This is a genomic window from Actinomadura sp. NTSP31, from assembly GCF_041951385.1.
GTDB lineage: Bacteria > Actinomycetota > Actinomycetes > Streptosporangiales > Streptosporangiaceae > Spirillospora > Spirillospora napierensis.
The window spans coordinates 133,031-156,427 of record NZ_JBGNUT010000013.1 but is presented as its reverse complement, the minus strand read 5'-3'; the positions used below and the strand labels follow the sequence as shown (position 1 = coordinate 156,427).

General features: G+C 73.3%; 20 protein-coding genes. 13 read left to right on the top strand and 7 right to left on the bottom strand.

What is annotated here, in order from left to right:
- Nucleotides 1-10 precede the first annotated feature (10 nt).
- A complete protein-coding gene (gene map, locus ACA514_RS22950; RefSeq protein ID WP_375043259.1) occupies nt 11-862 on the bottom strand; it encodes a type I methionyl aminopeptidase in 852 nt (283 codons plus the stop codon).
- A gap of 69 nt (nt 863-931) precedes the next feature.
- Between map and ACA514_RS22945 the strand changes: the two genes are divergently transcribed.
- A complete protein-coding gene (locus ACA514_RS22945) occupies nt 932-1,108 on the top strand; it encodes a hypothetical protein (RefSeq protein ID WP_375043258.1) in 177 nt (58 codons plus the stop codon).
- Between the two features lie 29 nt (nt 1,109-1,137).
- Here ACA514_RS22945 and ACA514_RS22940 read toward each other — a convergent pair whose 3' ends face one another.
- Nucleotides 1,138-1,704 (bottom strand): hypothetical protein, encoded by a 567-nt coding sequence (locus ACA514_RS22940; RefSeq protein ID WP_375043352.1) that lies wholly within the window; start codon nt 1,702-1,704, stop codon nt 1,138-1,140.
- Between the two features lie 122 nt (nt 1,705-1,826).
- Here ACA514_RS22940 and npdG point away from each other — a divergent pair, with 122 nt between their 5' ends.
- The 3 genes from npdG to ACA514_RS22925 all read left to right on the top strand — a co-directional run bounded on the left by npdG (nt 1,827) and on the right by ACA514_RS22925 (nt 3,863).
- A complete protein-coding gene (gene npdG, locus ACA514_RS22935; protein WP_375043257.1) occupies nt 1,827-2,522 on the top strand; it encodes an NADPH-dependent F420 reductase in 696 nt (231 codons plus the stop codon).
- 233 nt (nt 2,523-2,755) lie between these two features.
- On the top strand, nt 2,756-3,115 hold the full coding sequence (locus tag ACA514_RS22930; protein WP_375043256.1) for a hypothetical protein: 360 nt from the start codon (nt 2,756-2,758) through the stop codon (nt 3,113-3,115).
- Between the two features lie 10 nt (nt 3,116-3,125).
- A complete protein-coding gene (locus ACA514_RS22925) occupies nt 3,126-3,863 on the top strand; it encodes a hypothetical protein (protein WP_375043255.1) in 738 nt (245 codons plus the stop codon).
- A gap of 158 nt (nt 3,864-4,021) precedes the next feature.
- Here ACA514_RS22925 and panB read toward each other — a convergent pair whose 3' ends face one another.
- Entirely contained in the window at nt 4,022-4,873 is an 852-nt protein-coding gene (panB, locus tag ACA514_RS22920; protein WP_375043254.1) for a 3-methyl-2-oxobutanoate hydroxymethyltransferase, read from the bottom strand.
- A gap of 226 nt (nt 4,874-5,099) precedes the next feature.
- Between panB and ACA514_RS22915 the strand changes: the two genes are divergently transcribed.
- The 3 genes from ACA514_RS22915 to ACA514_RS22905 all read left to right on the top strand — a co-directional run bounded on the left by ACA514_RS22915 (nt 5,100) and on the right by ACA514_RS22905 (nt 9,575).
- Nucleotides 5,100-6,668 carry an MFS transporter gene (locus ACA514_RS22915; RefSeq protein WP_375043253.1) on the top strand — a complete coding sequence of 523 codons (1,569 nt, stop codon included), beginning with the start codon at nt 5,100-5,102 and terminating at the stop codon, nt 6,666-6,668.
- 15 nt (nt 6,669-6,683) lie between these two features.
- Nucleotides 6,684-7,274 carry a TetR/AcrR family transcriptional regulator gene (locus ACA514_RS22910; protein ID WP_375043252.1) on the top strand — a complete coding sequence of 197 codons (591 nt, stop codon included), beginning with the start codon at nt 6,684-6,686 and terminating at the stop codon, nt 7,272-7,274.
- Between the two features lie 195 nt (nt 7,275-7,469).
- A complete protein-coding gene (locus ACA514_RS22905) occupies nt 7,470-9,575 on the top strand; it encodes a SpoIIE family protein phosphatase (protein WP_375043251.1) in 2,106 nt (701 codons plus the stop codon).
- A gap of 158 nt (nt 9,576-9,733) precedes the next feature.
- Here the strand turns inward: ACA514_RS22905 and ACA514_RS22900 are convergent, their stop codons facing one another.
- Complete coding sequence (locus ACA514_RS22900; protein WP_375043250.1) at nt 9,734-11,518, bottom strand: NAD+ synthase; 1,785 nt, start codon at nt 11,516-11,518, stop codon at nt 9,734-9,736.
- Between the two features lie 35 nt (nt 11,519-11,553).
- Entirely contained in the window at nt 11,554-12,804 is a 1,251-nt protein-coding gene (locus ACA514_RS22895; protein ID WP_375043351.1) for an MDR family MFS transporter, read from the bottom strand.
- Nucleotides 12,805-12,885: 81 nt separating this feature from the next.
- On the opposite strand from ACA514_RS22895, the gene ACA514_RS22890 reads away from it, so the two are divergent.
- On the top strand, nt 12,886-13,872 hold the full coding sequence (locus ACA514_RS22890) for a DUF5937 family protein (protein WP_375043249.1): 987 nt from the start codon (nt 12,886-12,888) through the stop codon (nt 13,870-13,872).
- 187 nt (nt 13,873-14,059) lie between these two features.
- On the opposite strand, the gene ACA514_RS22885 is transcribed toward ACA514_RS22890, so the two are convergent.
- Nucleotides 14,060-15,070, bottom strand: coding sequence for a terpene synthase family protein (locus ACA514_RS22885; protein WP_375043248.1), 1,011 nt, complete (start codon nt 15,068-15,070; stop codon nt 14,060-14,062).
- A gap of 183 nt (nt 15,071-15,253) precedes the next feature.
- Between ACA514_RS22885 and ACA514_RS22880 the strand changes: the two genes are divergently transcribed.
- From ACA514_RS22880 to ACA514_RS22860, 5 genes are all read left to right on the top strand, one after another.
- The gene (locus tag ACA514_RS22880) at nt 15,254-16,072 is read left to right on the top strand and encodes a transporter substrate-binding domain-containing protein (protein ID WP_375043247.1); all 819 of its coding nucleotides are present in this window, start codon (nt 15,254-15,256) and stop codon (nt 16,070-16,072) included.
- Complete coding sequence (locus ACA514_RS22875; RefSeq protein WP_375043246.1) at nt 16,069-16,902, top strand: amino acid ABC transporter permease; 834 nt, start codon at nt 16,069-16,071, stop codon at nt 16,900-16,902. The genes ACA514_RS22880 and ACA514_RS22875 overlap by 4 nt, the downstream gene beginning before the upstream one ends.
- On the top strand, nt 16,899-17,726 hold the full coding sequence (locus ACA514_RS22870) for an amino acid ABC transporter ATP-binding protein (RefSeq protein WP_375043245.1): 828 nt from the start codon (nt 16,899-16,901) through the stop codon (nt 17,724-17,726). The genes ACA514_RS22875 and ACA514_RS22870 overlap by 4 nt, the downstream gene beginning before the upstream one ends.
- Nucleotides 17,727-17,806: 80 nt before the next feature.
- Complete coding sequence (locus ACA514_RS22865; protein ID WP_375043244.1) at nt 17,807-19,168, top strand: glutamine synthetase family protein; 1,362 nt, start codon at nt 17,807-17,809, stop codon at nt 19,166-19,168.
- A gap of 18 nt (nt 19,169-19,186) precedes the next feature.
- Entirely contained in the window at nt 19,187-22,231 is a 3,045-nt protein-coding gene (locus ACA514_RS22860; protein ID WP_375043243.1) for a bifunctional [glutamine synthetase] adenylyltransferase/[glutamine synthetase]-adenylyl-L-tyrosine phosphorylase, read from the top strand.
- A gap of 52 nt (nt 22,232-22,283) precedes the next feature.
- On the opposite strand, the gene ACA514_RS22855 is transcribed toward ACA514_RS22860, so the two are convergent.
- Entirely contained in the window at nt 22,284-23,081 is a 798-nt protein-coding gene (locus ACA514_RS22855) for a phosphatase PAP2 family protein (RefSeq protein ID WP_375043242.1), read from the bottom strand.
- Nucleotides 23,082-23,397 lie beyond the last annotated feature (316 nt).

Genomic DNA, 23,397 nt, shown 5'->3' with positions numbered 1-23,397 from the left:
GACGGTGGGGTCACGGGAGGGTGAGGATTTCGTGGCCGTCCTCGGTCACCAGCAGCGTGTGCTCGAACTGCGCGGTGCGCCTGCGGTCCTTGGTGACCACGGTCCAGCCGTCGTCCCAGATGTCGTAGTCGTGGCTGCCGAGCGTCAGCATCGGCTCGACGGTGAACGTCATGCCCGGCTCGATGATCGTCGTGGCATTCGGGTCGTCGTAGTGCGGGACGACCAGGCCCGAGTGGAACGTGGTGCCGATGCCGTGCCCGGTGAAGTCGCGGACCACCCCGTACCCGAACCGCTTGGCGTAGGACTCGATGACCCGCCCGATCACGTTCAGCGCGCGCCCCGGCTTGACCGCCCTGATGCCCCGCATCGTCGCCTCGCGGGTGCGCTCCACCAGCAGCCGCGACTCCTCGTCCACGTCGCCGCACAGGAACGTCGCGTCGGTGTCGCCGTGCACGCCGTCGATGAACGCGGTGATGTCGACGTTGATGATGTCGCCGTCGCGCAGCACCGTGTCGTCGGGGATGCCGTGGCAGATCACCTCGTTGATCGAGGTGCAAAGCGACTTCGGGAAGCCCCGGTAGCCGAGGGTGGAGGGGTAGGCGCCGTGGTCGAGCATGTACTCGTGCCCGATGCGGTCGAGCTCGTCGGTGGTGACGCCGGGCCGGACGTGCTTGCCGACCTCCTCCAGCGCCTGCGCGGCGATCTTGCCGGCGACCCGCATCCGCTCGATGATCTCAGGTGTCTTGACGTCCGGCTCGCCGGTCTTCGGCCGCTTCTTCCCCACGTACTCCGGGCGCGGAATCTGCGCCGGGACCTTGCGCATGGGCGAGACGTTGCCGGGACGGAGAAGCTGGGTCGTCATAGTGATGGAGTGTAGTCAGCGGGATCGCGGCAACGAATCCCGCGCGAGCCATGATCGGAAGGAGCGCCGATGGCCGGTGACGACGGTGACTGGTGGTTCTGCCTGAAGCACATGAAGGTCGAGCACGGGGCCGGCTGCCCGGACAAGGACCGGATGGGCCCGTACCCGACCGAGAGCGCCGCGGCCGGCGCGCTGGCGCTGGCGCGCGAGCGCAACGAGGCGTGGCGCAAGGACAACGAGGACTAGCCGACGGCGAGGACCAGAGGACCGGCGGGCTAGTCGACGGTCGGGCCGGTCACCGCCTCGAGCAGCCGGGCGAGGCGGTGCCGCAGGCCGCGGGCGCCGCGCGCGGGCTCCTCGCCCGCCGCGGCGCTCACCAGGTGCTGCGCGCCGTCGAACGACAGCAGCGCCTCGCCGGGCGGGACGGTCAGCGCCTCGTGCGCCAGGTCCTCCAGGTCGCGGTCGCCGCCGTCCAGCGCGAGGATCGTCGCGCCGACGCGGCGGGCGTCGTCGACGCGTTCGAGCAGCGGCGCGGGCGCCTCGTCCTCGGCGACCACGAACAGCGTCTCGCCGCGCCGCGCCTCCTCCAGCCGGGACAGCCCGATGCTCAGGTGGGGCGGCGCGTCCCGCGGCGGCGACCAGCGCACCAGCGTGGGCGCCAGGCCCGGGGCGTCGCCGAGCCGGGCCTCGTCGTCCAGGTGCGCGGCCAGGTGCCAGGGGTCGCCCGCGGGCGTGCCGACGAGCAGCAGCCCGCCGGGGGTGCGGGAGGTGACCCGCAGGGCGCGCCCGAAGTGCTGCGTGCGCTCCAGCCAGCCGGTGGCGGACAGCACCTCGCGCAACATCACGATCTGCTCGGCGTCCACCGCACCATGGTGCCGCACGGGACGCGGGCGCCACGCCGGTTTCGCGCGACCCGGGAGGGCGCCGCGAAGCCGCGCGGAGGCCGCCTGGCAGACTCGGCGGCATGACTGAGCAGCAGCAGAAGACGCCCTACGACCTCCCCGACGTGAGCGGCCTGACCATCGGGATCCTCGGCGGCACCGGGGACCAGGGCAAGGGCCTGGCGCGCCGGTTCGCGCTGGCCGGCCACCGGGTGGTCATCGGGTCGCGGAAGGCGGAGCGAGCGCAGCAGGCCGCCGACGACCTGGGCGCGGACCTGCCCGTCTCGGGCGCCGAGAACGCGGCCGCCGCGAGCGGCGCCGACGTGGTGGTCGTCGCGGTGCCGTGGGACGGGCACAAGGCGCTGCTGGAGTCGCTGCGCGAGGCCCTCGCCGGCAAGATCGTCGTGGACTGCGTGAACCCGCTCGGCTTCGAGAAGGGCAAGGGCGCGTTCGCGCTGCCGGTCGAGGAGGGCAGCGCCGCCGAGCAGGCCGCCGCCGTCCTGACGGAGAGCCGGGTCGTGGCCGCGTTCCACCACGTGTCCGCCAAGCTGCTGCTCGACCCCGAGGTGGAGGAGATGGAGCTGGACGTCCTCGTCCTCGGCAACGACCGGGAGGCGACCGACCTGGTGCAGGCGCTCGCCGGGCGCATCCCCGGCATGCGCGGCGTCTACGGCGGCCGGCTGCACAACGCCGGCCAGGTCGAGGCGTTCACCGCCAACCTCATCTCGATGAACCGCCGCTACAAGGCCCACGCGGGCCTGCGCATCACCGACGTCTGACCGGCGCCTTCCGGGGCGCGTTGGCGGGCGGGCGTGGCGCGTTCCGGCCAGGAAAGGCGACAATGGCGGGAGCGGTAGCCGACGGCGGCGCGTCCAAGTGCTGACGTTGGGGCATGGACGAGACGGGCGGGCGCGGCGCGGGACGCCGTCGCCCGCCGTGGGAGATGTTGCGGCGGTTCCGCCGCACCGGCTCCGGCGCCGCCTATGATCGGCTTGCGACAGGGCAGGTGAAGATGAGGCAGATCCGGTCCGCGGACCCGTGGAGCACGTTCCTGGCCCCTCCGGGCCGCACCGCCGGCACCGCCGGCACCGGGAGCACCGGGGGGCCGGCCGCGCCGGGCGCCCCCGAGGCCCCGCGCGCGCGGGGCGACTTCGGTGAGGCGGGCGCGGGCGGCAGCGGCGACGACGACGCCCATGTCCGGGTGCTCGACCAGTTGCGGTGTGCGAGCGGGCCGCTGTCGCTGGCGGAGATCCGGCACGCGACCGGGCTCGGGCTGCTGGAGGTGGCCGACGCGGTCGAGCGGCTGCACGACCGGGGGCTGGTCGCGATCGAGCGGGAGATCGACGAGGTCGTCCGGCTGACCGGGCGCTGATCGGAGCCGGATGGCCGGATACCTGGTCGCGGTCTCGCTGAGCTGCCTGGTCGGCGTCGCCGAGCTGGTCAGCCGGTACCGGGACCGCCCCACCACGCTGGTCCGGGTGCCGAGCACCTGGGCGTACGTGCTGATCAACGGGGGAGCGGGCGCCGGGTCGCTGCTGCTCCTGCACACCTTCGGCTGGCGCTTCGGGGTGGCGTCGCCGCACGTGGCGGCGGCGACGCAGGTGCTGGTCGCCAGCCTCGGCTCGATGATGGTGTTCCGCAGCGCGGTGTTCACCGTCCGCGTCGGCGACGAGGACGTCGCGGTCGGGCCGAGCACGCTGCTGACCTCGCTGCTGGCCGCCGCGGACCGCGGCGTCGACCGGATGCAGGCCAAGACCCGCGCGCAGGAGGCGGGGGAGATCATGCGCGGGGTCTCGTTCGCCAAGTCGCGGCTGGCGCTGCCGACGTACTGCCTCGGCCTGCTGCAGAACGTCTCCGCCGAGGACCAGGCGGACCTGCGCACCGCGGTGGACGCCCTCGCCGGCAGCGAGATGACCGACGGGCAGATGGCCCTCAACCTGGGGCTGCTGCTGATGAACGTGGCGGGCCCGGACGTGCTGCGCTCCGCCGTCGACACGCTGCGGGACGAGATCGTGGCGGACGCCCCGTCCCGCGTCCCGCCGCCGCGCAACGGGCAGGCCCGCGCGGGGGGCGACGGCGACCAGCGCGCCGAGATGGTCCGCTCGAACCCCGACCAGTGACCCGGAGCCCGGGCGGCGCGATGGGAACGCCCGCACGGTCGCGTCGGGCGAGACGCGACCGCGCGGGCGGTCGTCCCGTCACCGGGGTGGGTCGGTGACGGGACCGGTGCTGGCCTTCGTTGCCGGGGGCGGGACGGCCCGCCCTCCGGGGCGCGGACTCAGTGGTAGGTGTGCTCGGCGGCGGGGTAGACGCCGCTGACGACCTCTTCGGCGTAGGTGCGGGCGGCGTCGCCGAGCACGCCGCCGATGTCGGCGAACTTCTTGACGAACTTGGCGGTGTGCGGGGTGAGCCCGGCCATGTCCTGCCAGACCAGCACCTGCGCGTCGGTCTGGTTGCCGCCGCCGATGCCGATCGTCGGGATGGACAGCGACGAGGTGACGCGGCCGGCGAGGTCCTCGGGGACGCATTCGAGCACGACGGAGAACGCGCCGGCGGCCTCCAGGGCCTTGGCGTCGGACATCAGCTCCTCGCCCGCCTGGCCGCGGCCCTGCACCCGGTAGCCGCCGAAGACGTTCACCGACTGCGGGGTGAGGCCGAGGTGGCCCATCACCGGGATGCCCGCCGCGACCATCGCCTCGACCTGCGGGAGGATCCGGCGGCCGCCCTCCACCTTGACGGCGTGCGCGCCGGTCTCCTTGAGGAAGCGGGTGGCGGCGGCGAGCGCCTCGGGGATGCCGGTCTGGTACGAGCCGAACGGCAGGTCGGCGACGACCATCGCGCGCTTGGAGCCGCGGACGACGGCCGCGGCGAGGGGGATCAGGTCGTCGACGGTGACCGGGATGGTCGAGTCGTAGCCGTAGACGACCATGGCGGCGGAGTCGCCGACGAGCAGCACGGGGATGCCGGCCTCGTCGAAGATCCGCGCGGTGAGGGCGTCGTAGGCGGTGAGCATCGGCCACTTCTCGTGCCGCTCCTTGGCGGCCGCGATGTCGCGTACGGTGACCCGTCGCCCGCCGGTACCGCCGTACAGTGCGGTCGGCTGTGCGGGCGGCGCTACAGAAGAAGACATGCAGAACCTCCGGTCTTGAGGCGCCACGGTGGCGTACCCAGACGGATCCGATGGTGCCACTTCGAAAACGATTCGGGTAGCCCCCGAGATTCCCGGATCTTTCCGGCGCCCGGCCGGAACAAAATACGAAACGCTACGGTTGCGTATCGATGCATTGCGGCGTACGCTCCTGACGAAACGAGACGTAGCCGTATCGCATTCCCCCGTCCACGATCCAAGGAGCACTGTGGACTCCCAGACCGTCCAGCGGCGCCGGTGGTACATCCTCGGCGTCCTGACCGTGAGCCTGCTGGTGGTGGTGCTCGACAACACCATCCTCAACGTCGCGCTCAAGACCATCGCCGACCCCGCGAAGGGCCTCGGCGCCACCCAGAGCCAGCTCGAGTGGTCGATCAACTCCTACACGCTGGTCTTCGCCGGCCTGCTGTTCACCTTCGGCGTCATCGGCGACCGGATCGGCCGCAAGCGCGTGCTCATGGGCGGCATGGCCGTGTTCGCCCTCGCCTCGCTGGCGTCGGCGTACGCCCAGTCGCCCGACCAGCTCATCTACGCCCGCGCCCTGATGGGCCTCGGCGGCGCCGCGATCATGCCGCAGACGCTGTCGATCATCTCCAACGTGTTCGAGCCGCACGAGCGCGCCCGCGCCATCGGCATCTGGGCCGGCGCCGTCGGCCTCGGCGTCGCCATCGGCCCGCTCACCGGCGGCCTGCTGCTCGCCCACTTCTGGTGGGGCTCGGTCTTCCTCATCAACGTGCCGGTCATCGTCGCCGGCGTCACGCTGATCGCGTTCCTGGTGCCCGAGTCGCGCAACCCCAGCCCCGGACGGCTCGACCCGATCGGCGTCGTGCTGTCGGTCGTCGGCCTGGTCGTGGTGTCGTACGGCATCATCCAGGGCGGCGACAAGGGCGAATGGCTCGCCCTGAGCACCCTCGGCCCGATCCTCGCCGGCCTCGCCGTCCTCGCCCTGTTCGTCTGGCACGAGGCCCGCACGGCCTCGCCGGCCTTCGACGTCCGGCTCTTCAAGGACCCCCGCATGTCGTCCGCCGTCGCGTCCATCGCGCTGTGCTTCTTCGCGGCGACCGGCGTGTTCTTCTTCACCAGCTTCTACATGCAGTCCGTGCGGGGGCTCAGCGCGCTGGAGTCCGGCGCGATGGTGCTGCCCTTCGCCGCCGCCCAGCTGATCTTCTCCCCGCGCAGCGCGGGCATGGTCCGCCGCTTCGGCGCCAAGGCCGTCTGCACGTCCGGGCTGCTGCTGGTCACCGTCGCGCTGGCGAGCTACCAGTTCGTCGGCACGGACACCCCCATGTGGATCCTCGGCGTGGTGTTCTTCGTGCAGGGCGCCGGGATGGCCAACGTGATGCCGCCCGCGACCGAGTCGGTCATGTCCGCGCTGCCGCGCGAGAAGGCCGGCGCCGGATCGGCCGTCAACAACGTCGCCCGGCAGGTCGCGGTCGCGATGGGCGTCGCCGTCCTCGGCTCCGTCGTCGCGTCGGTGTACCGCGGCGACCTGCACGACCGGCTCGCCGCGCTGCCCGCCGGCGCCCGCGAGGCCGCCGGCGAGTCCATCGAGGGCGCGCACGCCGTCGCCGCCCGGATGGGCACCGCGGGCCAGGGCCTGGTCGGCCCCGCCGACACCGCGTTCGTGCACGCCATGCACACCGCGTCGATCGCCGCCGCCGTCGTGTCGTTCCTCGGCGCCCTGGTCGTCCTGAAGTGGATGCCCGGACGCGGCGCCGCCGCCCCCGCGGCGGAGGAGGAGCAGGCGGCCTCCGAGCCGGAGAAGGCGCGCGTGTGAGAACGTGAGCCTGACATGAGCGACACGACGACCAACCGCGCGCCGGGACGTCCGCGCAGCGAGCGGGCCGAGAAGGCCATCATCGAGGCCACCCTCGACCTGCTCGCCGCGGAGTCCGGGGTGGCCGGCGTCTCCATCGAGGCGGTGGCCGCCCGGGCCGGCGTCGGCAAGACGACGATCTACCGGCGCTGGCCCAGCAAGGAGACGCTGATCGTGGGCGCCCTCGGCGCGGCGAAGGGCGAGCTGCCCGCGCCGTCCGGGGTGTCCGCCCGCGAGGACCTCCTGGAGATCGCGCGGACCCTCGCCGCCGAGCGCAAGAAGCGCTACTCGCGCTGCTTCTGGAACGTGGTCGGCGGCGCGGAGAAGTACCCCGAGCTGTTCGCCCGCTACAAGCAGGACGTCATCGAGCCGCGCCGCGCCGTCATCCGCGGGGTGCTGCGGCGCGGCATCGAGACCGGGGAGCTGCGGGCGGACGTCGACCTCGAGGTCGCCATCTCGATGCTGGTCGGGTCGCTGTCCACGAAGACCCCGCAGGAGACCCTCCCCGAGGGATACGCGGAGGCGGTCGTCGACTCCCTGCTGAGGGGGATCGGCGCGCCGTCCTGACCGGAGCCGGCGCCTCTTCCCGAGGGGCGCCGGGGTCCGCTCCCCACGGGAGACGGCGCCCGGGAACCCGCCTACCGCACGGTTTTCGGTGCGGTAACCGTGATCTTCTCCCGCCGATCACGTGTCATGCCCCATACTGTCGCTGGGTAGTGCTGAGACGACCGGCTGTCTGGAGCGCGTCAGGTGAGATCCGTCATGGCGCCGCGAGGCGATGCGCCCGCCACCGATTCGGCGTCCCGGACCCTGGTCCTGGGCGTGGACGGGGCCCGGCGGATCGTCCAGTGCGGCCCGAACGCCGCGGCCGTCGTCGGCCGCGCCCCGCAGGAGCTGATCGGCCGCCCGGCCGCCGACCTCGTCGCCGACGAGGCCAAGGCCGAGCTCGAGACGCTGCTGGAGGCGCTGGCCGCCGGCCAGGAGCGCACCGCCGTGCTGGCCGTCCCGCGCGGCGACGGCGGCCCCTCCCCGGACGCGGTCGTCACCGCCCAGCCGATGCTCGGCGGCGAGAACGGCACCGGCCCCGCCGGCCTGCTGTACGTCCGGGTGCCGCTGCCGCCCAGCGAGCGCTACCAGGACCCGGCCCTGATGCGGCGCGCCCTGATGGACGACCAGCTCACCCGGTTCGGCGCGTCCCTCGACCTCGACCAGTCCGCCCGCGGCCTCGTCGACGTCGTCGTCCCGCACTACTGCAACGCCGCCTCCGTGCTCGTGCTGGAGAGCCTCGTCGCCGCCGACGAGGTGCACAGCGAGTCCGGCGCCGCGGTCCTGCGCCGCATCGCCGTCACCTCCGACGACGGCAACCCCGGGTGGGGCGCCACCTTCCCCGTCGGCGAGGTGCTGGTGTTCCCCGAGGGCACCCCCTACCGGCAGGTGATGGAGACCGCCCAGCCCGTCCACCTGCCGCACGTCGACGCCGAGGCGGCCGGCGACATCGGCGACAAGTGGCGCCGCCGCCCCGCCGGCGACCTGCTCGCCGGCGTCTCCATGGTGCTGCTGCCGATGATCGCCAGCGACACCCTGCTCGGCTTCATCGCCTGCACCCGCATCCCCGGCTTCCGCAAGTTCGACGCCTACGACGTCGAGATCGGCATGGAGTTCGCCGCCCGCGCCGCGATCGTCATCGACAACGCCCGGCAGTTCAGCCGCGAGCGCTCCACCGCGCTCGCGCTGCAGCGCAGCCTGCTGCCATTGCGGCTGTCCGCGCCGTCCTCGGTCGAGGTCCGGCACCGCTACCTGCCCGGCAGCAAGCTCGTCGAGGTCGGCGGCGACTGGTACGAGTCGATCGCGCTGCCCGGCGCCCGCGTCGCGCTGATCGTCGGCGACGTCGCCGGGCACGGCGTGCGCGCCGCCGTCACCATGGGCCGGCTGCGCACCGCCCTGCACACCCTCGCCAACCTCGAACTGCCGCCCGCCGACGCCCTGCACGTCATGCACGAGCTGATGATCGAGCTCGGCGAGCAGGAGCCGCACTTCGCCACCTGCGTGTACGCGGTCTACGACGCCACCACCGGCACCATCGAGATCGCCTCCGCCGGGCACCTGCCGCCGCTGCTGGCGGGCCCGTCCGGCGACACCGAGTACCTCACCGTCCCGCCCGCCCCGCCGCTCGGCGTCGCCGGCGGCGCCGCCATCGAGAGCCGCGAGTTCACCGTCGAGGACGGCAGCCTGTTCGTCATCTACACCGACGGCCTCGTCGAGAACCGCGGCCGCGACATCGACGACGGCCTCGCCCGCCTCAAGGGCATCTTCGGCCCCGGCGCCGTCGACCGCCCGATGGAGGACCTCGCCAAGGCCACCCTCGCCGGCGTCTACGCCGACCAGCACCGCGACGACATCGCCGTGCTCATCGCCCGGCTGCGCCGCATCCCCGAGGACAAGTTCGTCTCCTGGACGCTGCCCGCCGACCCCGCCGCCGTCCGCCGCGCCCGCGGCCTCGTCCGCACCCAGCTGGCGGTGTGGGGCCTGGAGGAGCTGGACTACACCACCGAACTCCTCGCGTCCGAGCTCATCACCAACGCCCTGCGCTACGCCCCCGGCCCGATCGAGCTGCGCCTGCTCTTCGAGCGCACCCTCGTTTGCGAGGTTCTGGACCGCTCCGCCGCGCTGCCCCGGCTGCGCCGCGCCGAGGACGACGACGAGAACGGCCGCGGCCTCCTCGTCGTCAGCCAGCTCGCGCACCGCTGGGGCACCCGCCGCACCGCCGCGGGCAAGGTCGTCTGGTGCGAGCAGATCGTCCCCGGCATCGACCCCGACCCGGTCGACCTCGACTCCGCCTGGCCCGGCGAAAGCCATCACAGGGAGTGAATCGCACCCCTGCGATGAGGGGGCCGCGGCCCGGTTCGTTCGAACCTCGGCCACGGGTCACGTGCGGGCACGCGGAGCGAGTGCAGCGAGCGGAGCGGGAAACGGCCCGTCGGTCGTGACGGGGGTTCCAGGGGGTCGCCCCCCTGGGCCGGCAGGGCTCAACGCTCGCGCCAGCGGGTGGTGATGGGGAGGCGGCGGTCGCGGCCGAAGTTCTTCGGGGTGATCTTGGGGCCGGGCGGGTACTGGCGGCGCTTGTACTCGGCGAGGTCGACCAGGCGGATGACCCGGTCGGCGAGGTCAGGGTCGTGGCCGGCGGCGACGAGGGCGTCGCGGCCGAGGTCGCGTTCGACGTAGTCGGCGAGGAGCGGGTCGAGGACGGAGTAGTCGGGCAGGCTGTCGATGTCGCGCTGGCCGGGGCGCAGCTCGGCGGACGGCTCCTTGTCGATGATCACCTGCGGGATGGGCTCCTGCGCGAACGGGTGCAGGAACGGCAGGTCCGCGCCCGCCCGGGCGTTGCGCCAGCGGGCGAGGTCCCAGACGGTGGTCTTGAAGACGTCCTTGATGGGCCCGAAGCCGCCCGCGGAGTCGCCGTAGAGGGTGGAGTAGCCGGTGGCGAGCTCGCTCTTGTTGCCGCCGGTGAGCACGAGGTGCCCGTGCTCGTTGGACAGGCCCATCCAGACGTTGGCGCGGATGCGGGCCTGGAGGTTCTCGGCGGCGAGGCCGTGCAGGTCCAGTTCGGCCTCGAACGCTTCGACCATCGCGGCGATCGGGACGGTCCGGGCGTTGATCCCCTGGCGTTTGACGAGGTCCTCGGCGTCGGTGACGGAGCCCTCGGAGGAGTAGCGGCTCGGCAGCAGGACGGCGTGCACGTTCTCCGGGCCGATGGCGTCGGAGGCGATGGTGGCGACGAGGGCGGAGTCGATGCCGCCGGACAGGCCGAGGATGACGGAGCGGAAGCCGTTCTTGCGGATGTAGTCGCGGGTGCCGAGGACGAGCGCCCCGTACACCTCGGCCATGTCGTCGAGGGGTTCGGCGACGGTCTGCGGCGCGACCGGGTAGGCGGGCAGCGGGTCGGCGGACAGTTCGAGCCGGTCGATGGTGATGGCGGTGCCGTCGTGGGCGTCGACCGGGGTGCGGCCCGGTGCGGCGGCGGGGTCGGCGGCGGGCAGCGCTAGGTCGGCGACGAGGAGGTGGTCGGTGAACTGGGGGGCGCGGGCGAGCAGCGAGCCGTCCGGGCCGACGATGACGGAGTCGCCGTCGAAGACCAGCTCGTCCTGGCCGCCGACCATGTTGACGTAGGCGAGCGCGCAGCCGGCCTCGCGGGCGCGCCCGGCGCACAGGCCGAGGCGGACGTCGTCCTTGTTGCGCTCGTAGGGGGAGGCGTTGAGGACGAGCAGCAGTCCGGCGCCGGCCTCGCCGGCGACGCTGACCGGGCCGCCGTCCTGCCAGAGGTCCTCGCAGATGGCGGTGGCGACGTCGACGCCGTGGACGCGGACCACGGGCAGCCGGTCGCCGCGCACGAAGATGCGGTACTCGTCGAACACGCCGTAGTTGGGCAGGTGGTGCTTGGCCGACCGGACGAGCACCTCGCCGCCGTGCAGCCACGCGGCGGCGTTCAGCGGCAGGCCGGACGGCTGCCCGGCGCGGACGAGGCCGACCGGCGGGCGGTCGAGGTGGCCGGTGACGACGGGCAGGTCGCCGAGGCCCTCGCCGGCGAGGCGCGCGGCGAGGTGTTCCAGGGCGCGCCGGGACGCCTCGACGAAGGACGCGCGCAGCGCGAGGTCCTCGACCGGGTATCCGGTCAGCATCATCTCGGGGAAGGCGACCAGGTGCGCGCCCGCGCCGGCGGCGCGGCGGGCCCATTCCACGATCAGGTCGGCGTTGCCGCCGAGGTCGCCGACGGTCGGGTTCACCTGCGCGAGCGCGATCCTGAGCTGTGCCACGGCTCCAGCCTAGTTCGGCCGCGGTGGTGTCGTCACTATGACGAAAAGGTGGTGTCGATCACCGCGGCGCGGCGCCGCCGGATCGCCGGGGCGAGCGCGAGCTGCCCGGCGGCGGCGGTGAGGGCCAGGGCGGCGCAGCTGGGCCAGAGCAGCGCCGGCCCGCCGGCGCCGAGCAGCTGGGTGCCGCCGAGCGGCGCCAGCAGGAACCCGCCCGACCACGCCATCCCGTACAGGCCGCTGTAGCGGCCGCGCAGGTGCGGCGGCGCGAGGTCGGCGACGACGGCCTGCAGCACGGACGCGGCGGTGATCTCGCCGAGCGTCCACACCAGGATCGCCGCGGCGTAGCCGGGCAGCGAGGACATCAGCGCGGTCAGTCCGTAACCGGTGCCGACGAGCACGAACCCGGCGACCATGACCAGGCTGTGGTCGCGCCGGCTCAGCCACGCGCCGACGAGCGGCTGCACGATGATGATCAGCACGCCGTTGGCGGCGATGGCGATGCCGTAGTCCTGCGGCCCCAGCCCGACCTCCCGCATCGCCAGCGGCATCGTCGTCATGCACTGCATCAGCACGAACGTGTAGCACAGCATGACGGCCGCGTAGCCGACCATGACCCGGTCGCGCAGCACCCGGCCGAACCCGCCCGTCCCGGCGTCCTCACCGGCGCCGCGCGTCCGGGTCTCCGGGACGGCGCGCCACACCAGCAGCCCGAACGCCGCGCAGGTGAGCGCGTCGATCCAGAACAGCAGCTGGAAGCCCTCGCGGGCGAGGGTGCCGCCGAGCACCATCGAGAACGCCCAGCCGAGGTTGACGGCCCAGAACAGCAGCCCGAACGCGCGCGGCCGCTCCGCCGGGGAGATGATGTCGGCGACCATCGCCTGGGCCGCGGGGCGGTACATGTCGAGCAGCAGGCCGAGGGCGAGCGCCGACACCGTGATCATCGCGATCCCGTGCGCGTGGCCGAGCGCCAGCATCGCCGCGCCCGTGCCGACGGTCGCGCCGGTCAGGGTCACGCGCCGGCCGAGCCGGTCGGCGAGCGCGCCGCCCGCGAGCTGCCCGCCGAACGAGCCGGCGCCGAGCACGGCCATCACCGCGCCCGCCTGCCCGAGCGACAGGCCCCGCGCCGTGGTCAGGTACAGGCCGAGGAACGGCTCGACCATCGTGCCGAGCCGGTTGAGCAGCGAGCCCGCCCACAGCACCCAGAACGTCCGCGGCAGGCCGCCGACCCGCGGCCGCAGGAACGCCGCGATCCGGCCCGGCGGGGGACCGACAGGAGTGTCGTCCATGGTGGTCACTTGCACGATGGTCCGGGAACGCGGCGGACGACGGCATTGATTTAGTGTGGGCTAAATGACCGGGGTCGCGCCGTGATCGAGTTCGTGTTCGCGCCGGACGACGCCGCGCGCGTCCGGTTCGCGTTCTCACCACTGTGGGAGCTGGTCCGCAGCCTGCGGGTGCTCACCGACCCGTCGGGCCACGCGCTGCACCTGCCGTGGGTGCACGGCGTCCGGCCCCGGCTGCGCGGCCTCGACATGGAGCCGCTGATGGCGGCCGTCCCGCCCTGGGGGTACATCCCGGACTTCCTCACCCCGCCGCCGGACACGCCGCTGCCCGACCTGGCCGCCGAACTGGAGACCGTCCGCAACACGCCGCCCGAGGTCGTCGCGGACGAGCTGCGCTGGACCGAGCCGGGGCGCCGCGCGGACCCGGCGCGCCTGGCGATGGCCGCCGCCCCCGAACGCACCCTGGAGACGCTCGCCGGCCTGCTGGAGCGGTACTGGTCCGCGGCCGTCGAACCGTACTGGCCGCGGCTGCGCGACCTCCTCGAAGGGGACGTCCTGCGCCGCACCCGCGCGCTCGCCGCGCAGGGCGCCGCCGGCGTCTTCGGCGACCTGCACGAGGACGTCTCGTGGAACGCCGGCACCCTCACGGTCGACCGGCGCTGGGACTTCCGCGGCGAACTCCTGGGCCGCGGGCTGCTGCTGGTCCCGAGCGCGTTCGTGTGGCCGAACGTGTCGGTGATGATGCCGCCCTACCAGCCCATGCTCAGCTACCCGCCGAACGGCGTGGCGACGCTGTGGGAGACCGGCCGCGACCGCGGTGCGGCCCCGCACGCCCTCGCCGCGCTGATCGGCCGCCGCCGCGCCGAGCTGCTCACCGCGCTTGCCACGCCCGCGTCCACGACGGAGCTGGCCGGACGGATGGGCGTGACCGCCGGCGCGGTCAGCCAGCACCTCGGCGTCCTGCGCGCCTGCGGCCTGGTCACCGGCCACCGCCTGGGCCGCCGGGTCCTCTACACCCGCACCCCGAGCGGCGACGCCCTAACCGCCTCCGCACAGACATCCACCCACTGACCTGTGGAGAACGCGGACCGCCGACGATCAGACGATCGTCTTTGACCCGGCCGTTCGGTGACCCGAGCGTTGCGATCGCGAGCGAAGCCGGATTCAAGCGAAGCGAGAATCCGATCGCGCAGCGAGCCCCCAGGGCGAGTCGGAGCGATGCAGCGATCGCCCGCAGGGTCCGCCGAAGGAGGGCGTTCTATCGCCCGACGCCAAGGACCCTGCAATCAGACAACGCGTCGAGGCGGAGTTGGGCGGGGGCGGCGGATTCGTAGCGGCCGGACTCGGCGAGCCAGTCCAGGTGCGCGCGGGGGGTGTCCAGGAGGATCTTGACGACCTGCGCGGCGGCGGCGCGCTGCGCGACCGTGAGCTGCAGGCGGTCGAGCATCTCGGGCAGCCGGCGGGCTGCCTTCCAGGCCTGCTCCAGGCGGTCGGCGACGCGGTCGGCCACCGCGGCGGCGGCCCGTTCCGGCGGCAGGCCGTGCGCGGCGGCCAGGACGGCGGGCAGGCCGTGCACGTCGCCGCGCGCGCTCTCCATCTCGTGCGAGGCGAGGTCGTTGGACCAGGCGACGACGTCGGCGACGCTCTCGGCGAGGGTCAGCCAGCACGGCGTGCGCAGCAGCCGCGCGGGCAGTTCGACGCCGAGCACCGGCTCGACCAGGTCGTACAGGAACGGCCCGCACGCGCGGCGGCGCAGCGGCAGGTACTCCGCCGGCGTCGGGACGTGCCGGATGCGCCGGTTGACGGCCTCCTCGGCGCAGCCGTCGCGGTGCGCCTCCAGTTGCAGCATGAACCGGCGGCGCCAGTCCCGGCTCATCCCCTTGGACGTGGCCTGCCACAGCTCGACCAGGGCCGACTCCAGCGGGCGGGCGCCGGGGCGGGCGTGGCCGCGGCGCATCGCGCGCAGCAGGTCGTCGTACAGGGCGTGCACGGCGCTGCCGCTGTCGGCGAGCGGCGGATGGTCGAGGGTGTCGTCCAGCGCGAGCGTCCAGGTGAGCCAGCGGGCGAACAGGTCGACGGCGGCCAGGTCGGCGTCGGGGAAGACGCGGGCGGCCAGCCGCTCGCAGCGGGCGCGGCCGAGCGGCGAGGTGTCCGGGTCTCCGAGCACCAGGCCGCGGCCGCGGGCCCAGGCCTCCACCTGCGCGCCCAGCTGCCAGGACTCCGGGTGCATGGCCGACGGGGCGGCCAGCGGGGCCGCCCGGTCGGTCATCGAGAGAAGAAGAGAGATGTCCACGGCACGGTCCACGCTAATGATCAACGTCCGGGCGGACCATGATCGCAACGTCAATTCTCGGGAAACGCCGGGCGCGCAGGGTCAGCGTGGGGTATGCCGGGCGCCCAGGTCGGCATGGCATAGTTCGGTGATCGCGAAGAGCTCGACTCAGGAGGAATCGTGTCCAGACGGACCAGGCGTTGGGCACTGGGCGCGGGCGTCGCCGCGCTGGCGCTGACCGCTTCGGCGTGCGGCGGCGGCGACGGCGCGACCGTGCAGGGCGTCAAGCTGATTAAGAAGGGTGTGCTGACGTCGTGCACCCACCTGCCGTATCCGCCGTTCCAGGTGGAGAAGGGCGGCAAGGTGGTGGGCTTCGACGTCGACATGATCGACCTCGTCGCCAAGAAGCTGGGCGTGACCCAGAAGGTCGTCGACACCCCGTTCGAGACGATGAAGACGGGCGCGGCGCTGAACGCCGGCAAGTGCGACATCGTCATGGGCGGCATGACGATCAAGCCGGACCGGGTGAAGTTCATGGACGTCAGCGAGCCCTACTTCGACGCCACGCAGTCGCTGATGGCCAAGAAGGGCAGCGGGATCACGAGCCTGGACGACGTCAAGTCCAGGAAGCTGAAGCTGGGCTCGCAGGCGAGCACCACCGGCGAGGACTACGTCAAGGGCAAGGGCTTCGACCCGTCGTCGTTCGACAACTCCAACGCCGAGCTGGACGGCCTGCGCACCGGGCAGGTGGACGTGATCGTGCAGGACGACCCGGTCGTCAAGGGCTGGCTGAAGGACCCGGCGAACAGCAAGTACGAGATCGTCGCCAACCTGAACACCGGCGAGCAGTACGGCTTCTGGATCCGCAAGGACTACAACAAGAAGCTGGTCGAGCTGACGAACCAGGCGATCGAGCAGGCGAAGCAGGACCAGACCTACAAGAAGATCTACGAGAAGTGGATCGGTCCAATGCCGGCCGCCGCCGGTAAGCCCTCGTGACCGCGGACCAGGCGGCCGCCGCGGCGGTGTCCGGCGGGCCGTCCCGCCGGACCCGCCGGCGGGTGACGCTCGGGAGCCAGTACGGGCTGTTCATCGTCGTCGTGGTGCTGGTCGCCGCGCTCGCCGACTGGCACAAGCTCCGGTGGAACTTCGCCAACTGGTCCGTCGCCAAGGGCCTGTTCCCCGACATCATCACCGTCGGGCTGCGCAACACCGCCGTCTACACGGCCGTCGGGTTCGGCATCGGGCTCGTGCTGGGCCTGGTCATCGCGCTCATGCGGCTGTCGCCGGTGCTGCCGTACCGGTGGTTCGCGACCGCCTACATCGAGATGTTCCGCGGCCTGCCGCTGCTGCTGATCTTCATCTTCGTCGGCGTCGGCGTGCCGCTGGCGTTCCCCGGCACGAACATCCCGGGCGGCGCGGTCGGGCAGGCGGGCCTCGCCCTCGGGCTGGCCGCCGCCGCGTACATGGCCGAGACGATCCGGGCCGGCATCGAGGCCGTGCCGAGGGGGCAGCTGGAGGCGGCGCGCTCGCTCGGCATGTCGCAGGGCCGGGCGATGCGGTCGATCATCCTGCCGCAGGCGTTCCGGATCATCATCCCGCCGCTCACCAACGAGCTGGTCCTGCTGTGCAAGGACTCCTCGCTGGTGCTGTTCCTCGGCATCACGCTGGAGCAGCGCGAGCTCACCAAGTTCGGCCGGGACCTCGCCGGCCAGCAGGGCAACACCACCCCGATCATCGTGGCGGGCATCTGCTATCTGATCATCACGATCCCGCTGAGCCTGCTGGCCAGGCGGCTGGAGGCGCGGCAGCGCAGGGAGCAGCGATGACGACCCCGGACGACAGGACCGGCACGGGCCGGGCCGTCGAGATCAGCGGGCTGCGCAAGTCGTTCGGCGCGAACGAGGTGCTGCGCGGCATCGACTTCCACGTCGAGCGCGGCGAGGTGGTGTGCGTCATCGGCCCGTCCGGGTCGGGCAAGTCGACGCTGCTGCGCTGCGTGAACCTGCTGGAGGAGCCGACCGCGGGGACGGTCCGGGTCGGCGGCGTGGAGGTCACCGACCCCGACGTCGACATCGACGCGGTGCGCCGCCGGATCGGCATGGTGTTCCAGTCCTTCAACCTGTTCCCGCACCTGACGGCGCTCGGCAACGTGACGATCGCGCAGCGCAAGGTGCTGAAGCGCGACAGGGCGGAGGCCGAGCGGATCGCCCGCGAGAACCTGGAGCGGGTGGGGCTCGCAGACAAGGTGGACGCCTACCCGGGCAAGCTCTCCGGCGGCCAGCAGCAGCGCGTGGCGATCGCCCGCGCGCTGGCGATGGGCCCGGAGGTGATGCTGTTCGACGAGCCGACGTCCGCGCTGGACCCCGAGCTGGTCGGCGACGTGCTGGGCGTCATGCGCGGCCTGGCCGAGGCGGGGATGACCATGCTGGTCGTCACGCACGAGATGTCGTTCGCCCGCGAGGTCGCCGACCGGGTGGTGTTCATGGACGGCGGTGTGGTCGTCGAGGAGGGCCCGCCGTCCCGGGTGGTCGCCGATCCGGAGCACGAGCGGACCCGTGCTTTCCTGTCCCGGGTGCTCGATCCGGCGGCCGCGCGGGTGGAAGGCTCCGGTCCGTCGGATAAGTTCGGTTCTGACGGGGCGAACGCGTAACGTCGCGGTAACAGCGTCCGGGCATACTGCAAGCTGGGCCGGACAATGCGGCCGGCACCGCGTCACCGAGGGAGAGGGCTTTGGACCGTCAGCAGGAGTTCGTGCTCCGCACGCTGGAGGAGCGCGACATCCGCTTCATCCGGCTGTGGTTCACCGACGTGCTCGGGTTCCTCAAGTCGGTGGCCGTGGCGCCCGCCGAACTGGAGGGCGCCTTCGGCGAGGGCATCGGCTTCGACGGGTCGGCGATCGAGGGCTTCGCCCGGGTGTACGAGGCCGACATGATCGCCAAACCGGACCCGTCCACGTTCCAGGTGCTGCCGTGGCGCTCGGAGTCGCCCGGCGTCGGCCGGATGTTCTGCGACATCCTGATGCCGGACGGCACGCCGAGCTTCGCCGACCCGCGCTACGTGCTCAAGCGGGCGCTGGCCCGCGCCGCCGATCTCGGGTTCACCTTCTACACCCATCCCGAGATCGAGTTCTTCCTGCTCAACGACAAGCCGGAGGACGGCCGCGAGCCCGAGCCGGCGGACGCGGGCGGGTACTTCGACCACACCCCGCACACCGCGGCGCACGACTTCCGGCGCAACGCGATCATGATGCTGGAGGCGATGGGCATCTCGGTGGAGTTCAGCCACCACGAGGGCGCCCCCGGCCAGCAGGAGATCGACCTGCGGTACGCCGACGCGCTCACCACCGCCGACAACATCATGACGTTCCGGCTGGTGATGAAGGAGGTCGCGCTCGACCAGGGCGTGCACGCCACGTTCATGCCGAAGCCGTACACCGAGCACCCCGGGTCCGGCATGCACACCCACATGTCGCTGTTCGAGGGCGACCGCAACGCGTTCTACGAGCCGGGCGCGGAGTTCAAGCTGTCCAAGGTCGGCCGCGCGTTCATCGCGGGCGTGCTGCGGCACTCCGCGGAGATCACCGCGGTGTGCAACCAGTGGGTCAACTCCTACAAGCGGCTGTGGGGCAACGTCGGGTCCGCGGCGGGCGCCGGGGGAGAGGCCCCGTCCTACATCTGCTGGGGCCACAACAACCGGTCGGCGCTCGTCCGGGTGCCGATGTACAAGCCGCACAAGGGCCACTCGACGCGCATCGAGTTCCGGTCCCTGGACACCGCCGCGAACCCCTACCTGGCGTTCGCCGCGATCCTCGGGGCCGGTCTCAAGGGCATCGAGGAGGGCTACGAGCTGCCGCAGGGCGCCGAGGACGACGTCTGGGCGCTCACCCCGGCCGAGCGGCGCGCCCTCGGCATCGAGCCGCTGCCGCAGAACCTGGACGAGGCCGTCCGCGCGATGGAGCGCAGCGAGCTGATGGCCGACGTCCTCGGCGAGCACGTGTTCGACTTCTTCCTGCGCAACAAGCGCCAGGAATGGGAGGACTACCGGCGCCAGGTGACCGAGTTCGAGCGCAAGAGGCTGCTGTCGGTGCTCTGACCGGAATACGGTTGGAACGTGAGCGAGCCGTGGATTTCCGACCGCCGTCCCTCTCTCGCCGGCCGGCTGGCGCGGCTCGGGTTCACCGACGCCGGGCGGGCCGAGCGGCTGCTGGGGGAGGCCGAGCGCGCCGCCGGCGCCGGGATCGGTGACGATCTCCTCGACGCCCTCGGCGGCACCGCCGACCCCGACCTCGCGCTGAACGGCCTGCTGCGCGTGCTGGCGTCCGCCGACGAGCGGGGCGCGGGGGCCGACCTGCGCGCCGCCCTCGGACGGGAGCCGGGCACCCGGGAGCGGCTGGCCGCCGTCCTCGGGGTCAGCGACGCCCTCGGCGACCATCTCGTCCGGCACCCCGGGCACTGGCGGGTGCTGCGCGACGACGGGACCCCGGGCGAGGCGGGCCGCCCGGCGGCGGGCGCGCTGCGCGCCGCGCTGCTGGAGGCGGTGGGCGCCGACCCGTCCCGGGACGACCCGGTCGCGTCCGGCGCCGGCCACGAGGCCCTCGTCGCGCTGCGGGCCGCCTACCGGGCGCGGCTGCTGTCGCTCGCCGGCCGCGACCTGATCGGCGCCGCCGACGTCGCCGAGGTCGCCGCGGAGCTGGCCGACCTCGCCGCCGCCGCGCTGGAGGCGGGCCTGGCGGTCGCCCGCGCCGAGGTGCCGGGGCACGCCGCCTGCCGGCTCGCGGTGATCGGCATGGGCAAGTGCGGCGGCCGCGAGCTGAACTACGTCAGCGACGTCGACGTGATCTTCGTGGCGGAGGCGTCCGAGGGCGCGGACGAGGACGCGGCGCTGCGCACCGCGACCCGGCTGGCCTCGGCGATGATGCGGGCCTGCTCGGCCTCGACGGAGGAGGGCGCGCTCTGGGAGGTGGACGCGGCGCTGCGTCCCGAGGGCAAGGCCGGCCCGCTGGTGCGGACCCTCGCCAGCCACCGCGCCTACTACGAGCGGTGGGCCAAGACCTGGGAGTTCCAGGCGCTGCTGAAGGCCCGCCCCATCGCGGGCGACCCCGGGCTCGGCGTCCGCTACCTGGACGCGATCACCCCGATCGTGTGGAAGGCCGCCGAGGGGGAGGGCTTCGTCCAGGACGTCCAGGACATGCGGCGCCGCGTCGAGAAGGACCTGGACCGCCGCACGGGCGACTCCGAGCGGCAGCTCAAGCTCGGTCCCGGCGGGCTGCGCGACGTCGAGTTCGCGGTGCAACTGCTGCAGCTCGTGCACGGCCGCGCCGACGACACGCTGCGCAGCCCGAACACGCTGGACGCCCTCGCGGAGCTGTCCGAGGGCGGCTACGTCGGGCGCGACGACGCGGCGGCGCTGACGTCGGCGTACCGGTTCCTGCGGCGGGTGGAGCACCTGATCCAGCTGCACCACCTGCGCCGCACCCACCTCGTCCCGGACGGCGAGGCGGACCTGCGCCGGCTCGGCCGGGCCCTCGGCCTGCGGACCGACCCGGTCGGCGAGTTCACCGCGCTGTGGCGGCGGCACGCCCGCGAGGTCCGCCGCATCCACGAGAAGCTGTTCTACCGGCCGCTGCTGCGCGCCGTGGCGCGGCTGCCCGGGGAGGAGGCCCGGCTCACCCCGGAGGCCGCCCGGACCCGGCTGGAGGCGCTCGGCTACGCCGACCCGGCGGGCGCCCTCCGGCACATCGAGGCGCTCACCTCGGGGGTGTCGCGGCGCGCCGCGATCCAGCGGACGCTGCTGCCGGTGATGCTCGGCTGGTTCGCCGACGCGCCCGACCCCGACGCGGGGCTGCTGGGGTTCCGGCAGGTCAGCGACGAGCTCGGCACCACCCCCTGGTACCTGCGGCTGCTGCGCGACGACGTGAGCGTCGCGGAGCGGATGGCGTGGGTGCTCGGCTCCAGCCGGTACGCCACCGACCTGCTGCTGCGCGCCCCCGAGGCCGTCGCGCTGCTGGGCAGCACCGCCGGGCTGGCGCCCCGCCCGCTGGAGGCGCTGCGGTCGGAGATGCTGGCCGCCGTCCGGCGGCACGCCGAGGGCGGCGGGCCGGCGGAGGAGGCGGTCGCGGTCGTGCGCGGGCTGCGCCGCCGCGAGCTGTTCCGGGTGTCGGTCGCCGACCTGCTCGGCCTCGCCGGCGTCGAGACGGTCGGCGCGGCGCTGACCGACATCGCCGCGGTGACGGTCGAGGCCGCGCTCCGGGCCGCCGTCAACAAGATCGAGATGGAGGCGCGCGCTCCGCTGCCGACCCGGGTGGCGGTGGTCGCCATGGGCCGGTTCGGCGGCCACGAGCTCGGCTACGGCAGCGACGCCGACGTCATGTTCGTGCACGACCCGCTGCCCGGCGCGGAGGAGCGGGCGGCCGGACGCGCCGCGCACGCCGTCGCCGAGGAGCTGCGCCGGCTGCTCGCGCTGCCCGCGCCCGACCCGCCGCTGGAGATCGACCCGAACCTGCGCCCGGAGGGACGCCAGGGGCCGCTGGTCCGCACCCTGGCCTCGTACGCCGCGTACTACCGCCGCTGGTCGCAGCCGTGGGAGGCGCAGGCGCTGCTGCGCGCCGACCCGGTGATCGGCGATCCGGGGCTGTGCGAGCGGTTCCGTACGCTGATCGACCCGATCCGCTGGCCGGAGGACGGTCTCGGCGACGACGCGCTGCGGCAGATCCGGAGGCTGAAGGCGCGGATGGAGTCCGAGCGGCTGCCGCGCGGCGTCGACCGCCGGCTGCACATCAAGCTCGGCCCCGGCGGGCTGTCGGACGTGGAGTGGGTCGCGCAGCTGCTGCAGATGCGGCACGCCCACGCCGTCCCGGCGCTGCGCACCACCCGGACCCTCGCGGCGCTGGAGGCGGCGGCGGAGGCGCGGCTGCTCGACCGCGGCGACGCGGCGGTGCTGACGGAGGCGTGGTGCCTGGCGACCCGGATCCGCGGCTCGATCATGCTGGTGCGGGGGCGGGCGTCGGACCTGCTGCCCACCGACCACCACCGGGAGCGCACCGCCGTCAGCCGCGTCCTCGGCTACCCGGGGACGGGGGACCTGCTGGAGGACTACCGGCGGCACGCCCGCCGGGCCCGCGCGGTCGTCGACCGCGTGTTCTACGGCGCCGAGTGACCGTCGCCCGGGAGCGCGGGGGATCCGGCCCCCCGCGCGCGGCCGGGCCGGGTCAGCAGCGTGATCCGGCGGCGGAGTCGGCGCGGCGGGCGTCGCCGTGCGGGTGCCGGACCCGCTGGACGGCCCGGTCCCGCAGGTCGATGACCGGCTGCGGGCAGCGCGTGTAGACCAGCCAGGCGATCCCGAGCGATCCGCCGATCAGCGCCATCCCGACCACGGCGTCCAGCACGTAGTGGTTGGCGGTCGACAGGATCACGAAGACGGTGGTGGCCGGGTAGATCACCCCGAGGACCTTCGCCCAGCGCTGCGAGACGAACTTGACCAGCACGAACCCGCACCACAGCGCCCAGCCGGCGTGCATCGACGGCATCGCCGCGTACTGGTTGGTGAGGCTGCCGGAGGCGTCGCTGGAGTAGAGCCCGAAGGAGTGCAGCGCGGTCACCGGGTCGACGAACCCGGCGCTGTGCAGGAACCGCGGCGGCGCGAGGGGGTAGAGCCAGAAGCCGATCAGCGCCAGCGCGGTCGCCGCCATGATCCCGGTGCGCAGCCAGCGGTACTCGCGCGGCCGGTACCGGTACAGCCAGACGACGACCAGCGCCGTCAGGATGAAGTGCATGGTGGCGTAGAACATGTTGGCGGTGCGGGCCAGCCACGGCACGTTGATCAGCGTCGTGTTCAGGCCCAGTTCCACGTCCAGGCCCAGCAGCTTCTCCACGTGCAGGATCTGGTAGGCGTGCGAGAACGCCGGGCCGGTGCCGTCCTGAACCAGGACGACGCGCGTGAGCGTATAGCCCGTGTAGAACAGCACGAGCAGGAGCAGCTCGCGCCACACCGGCGGCGCCGTGAGCACCCGGGGCCGCTTCGTCGCGGCGCTGCTTCGCGGCTCACCACGGCCGGTGCCGGACCGGCCTCGGTGCGCTACTGGGGGGGCGGAATGAGCCATGTTACCTATCTTTGCCTCGCGGCCCCCTTCGTGAGATCACCGCCGCGAATGGTCTTCGTCTCAGACCTGAGTAGTACGACCCTGACGCGGTATCCGGACTTTCGGGGGAGGGGCCCCGGGGATGCCGGGGTCCTGCCTCCGCATGGAGCCTGTGGAAAGTGAAGCCTGTGGAGTATGGAGCCTGTGTGGTCGATCAGGAATCAGCATAGGAGGCCCTGGGTAG

Bases quoted from the DNA above. Each gene is read 5' to 3' on its own strand.
- ACA514_RS22910 (WP_375043252.1), top strand. From the start codon at position 6,684: ATGAGCGACACGACGACCAACCGCGCGCCGGGACGTCCGCGCAGCGAG.
- ACA514_RS22905 (WP_375043251.1), top strand. From the start codon at position 7,470: ATGGCGCCGCGAGGCGATGCGCCCGCCACCGATTCGGCGTCCCGGACC.
- ACA514_RS22870 (WP_375043245.1), top strand. From the start codon at position 16,899: ATGACGACCCCGGACGACAGGACCGGCACGGGCCGGGCCGTCGAGATC.
- ACA514_RS22940 (WP_375043352.1), bottom strand. From the start codon at position 1,704: ATGTTGCGCGAGGTGCTGTCCGCCACCGGCTGGCTGGAGCGCACGCAG.
- ACA514_RS22925 (WP_375043255.1), top strand. From the start codon at position 3,126: ATGGCCGGATACCTGGTCGCGGTCTCGCTGAGCTGCCTGGTCGGCGTC.
- ACA514_RS22930 (WP_375043256.1), top strand. From the start codon at position 2,756: ATGAGGCAGATCCGGTCCGCGGACCCGTGGAGCACGTTCCTGGCCCCT.
- npdG (WP_375043257.1), top strand. From the start codon at position 1,827: ATGACTGAGCAGCAGCAGAAGACGCCCTACGACCTCCCCGACGTGAGC.
- ACA514_RS22945 (WP_375043258.1), top strand. From the start codon at position 932: ATGGCCGGTGACGACGGTGACTGGTGGTTCTGCCTGAAGCACATGAAG.
- panB (WP_375043254.1), bottom strand. From the start codon at position 4,873: ATGTCTTCTTCTGTAGCGCCGCCCGCACAGCCGACCGCACTGTACGGC.
- ACA514_RS22895 (WP_375043351.1), bottom strand. From the start codon at position 12,804: ATGGACGACACTCCTGTCGGTCCCCCGCCGGGCCGGATCGCGGCGTTC.
- ACA514_RS22885 (WP_375043248.1), bottom strand. From the start codon at position 15,070: ATGACCGACCGGGCGGCCCCGCTGGCCGCCCCGTCGGCCATGCACCCG.
- map (WP_375043259.1), bottom strand. From the start codon at position 862: ATGACGACCCAGCTTCTCCGTCCCGGCAACGTCTCGCCCATGCGCAAG.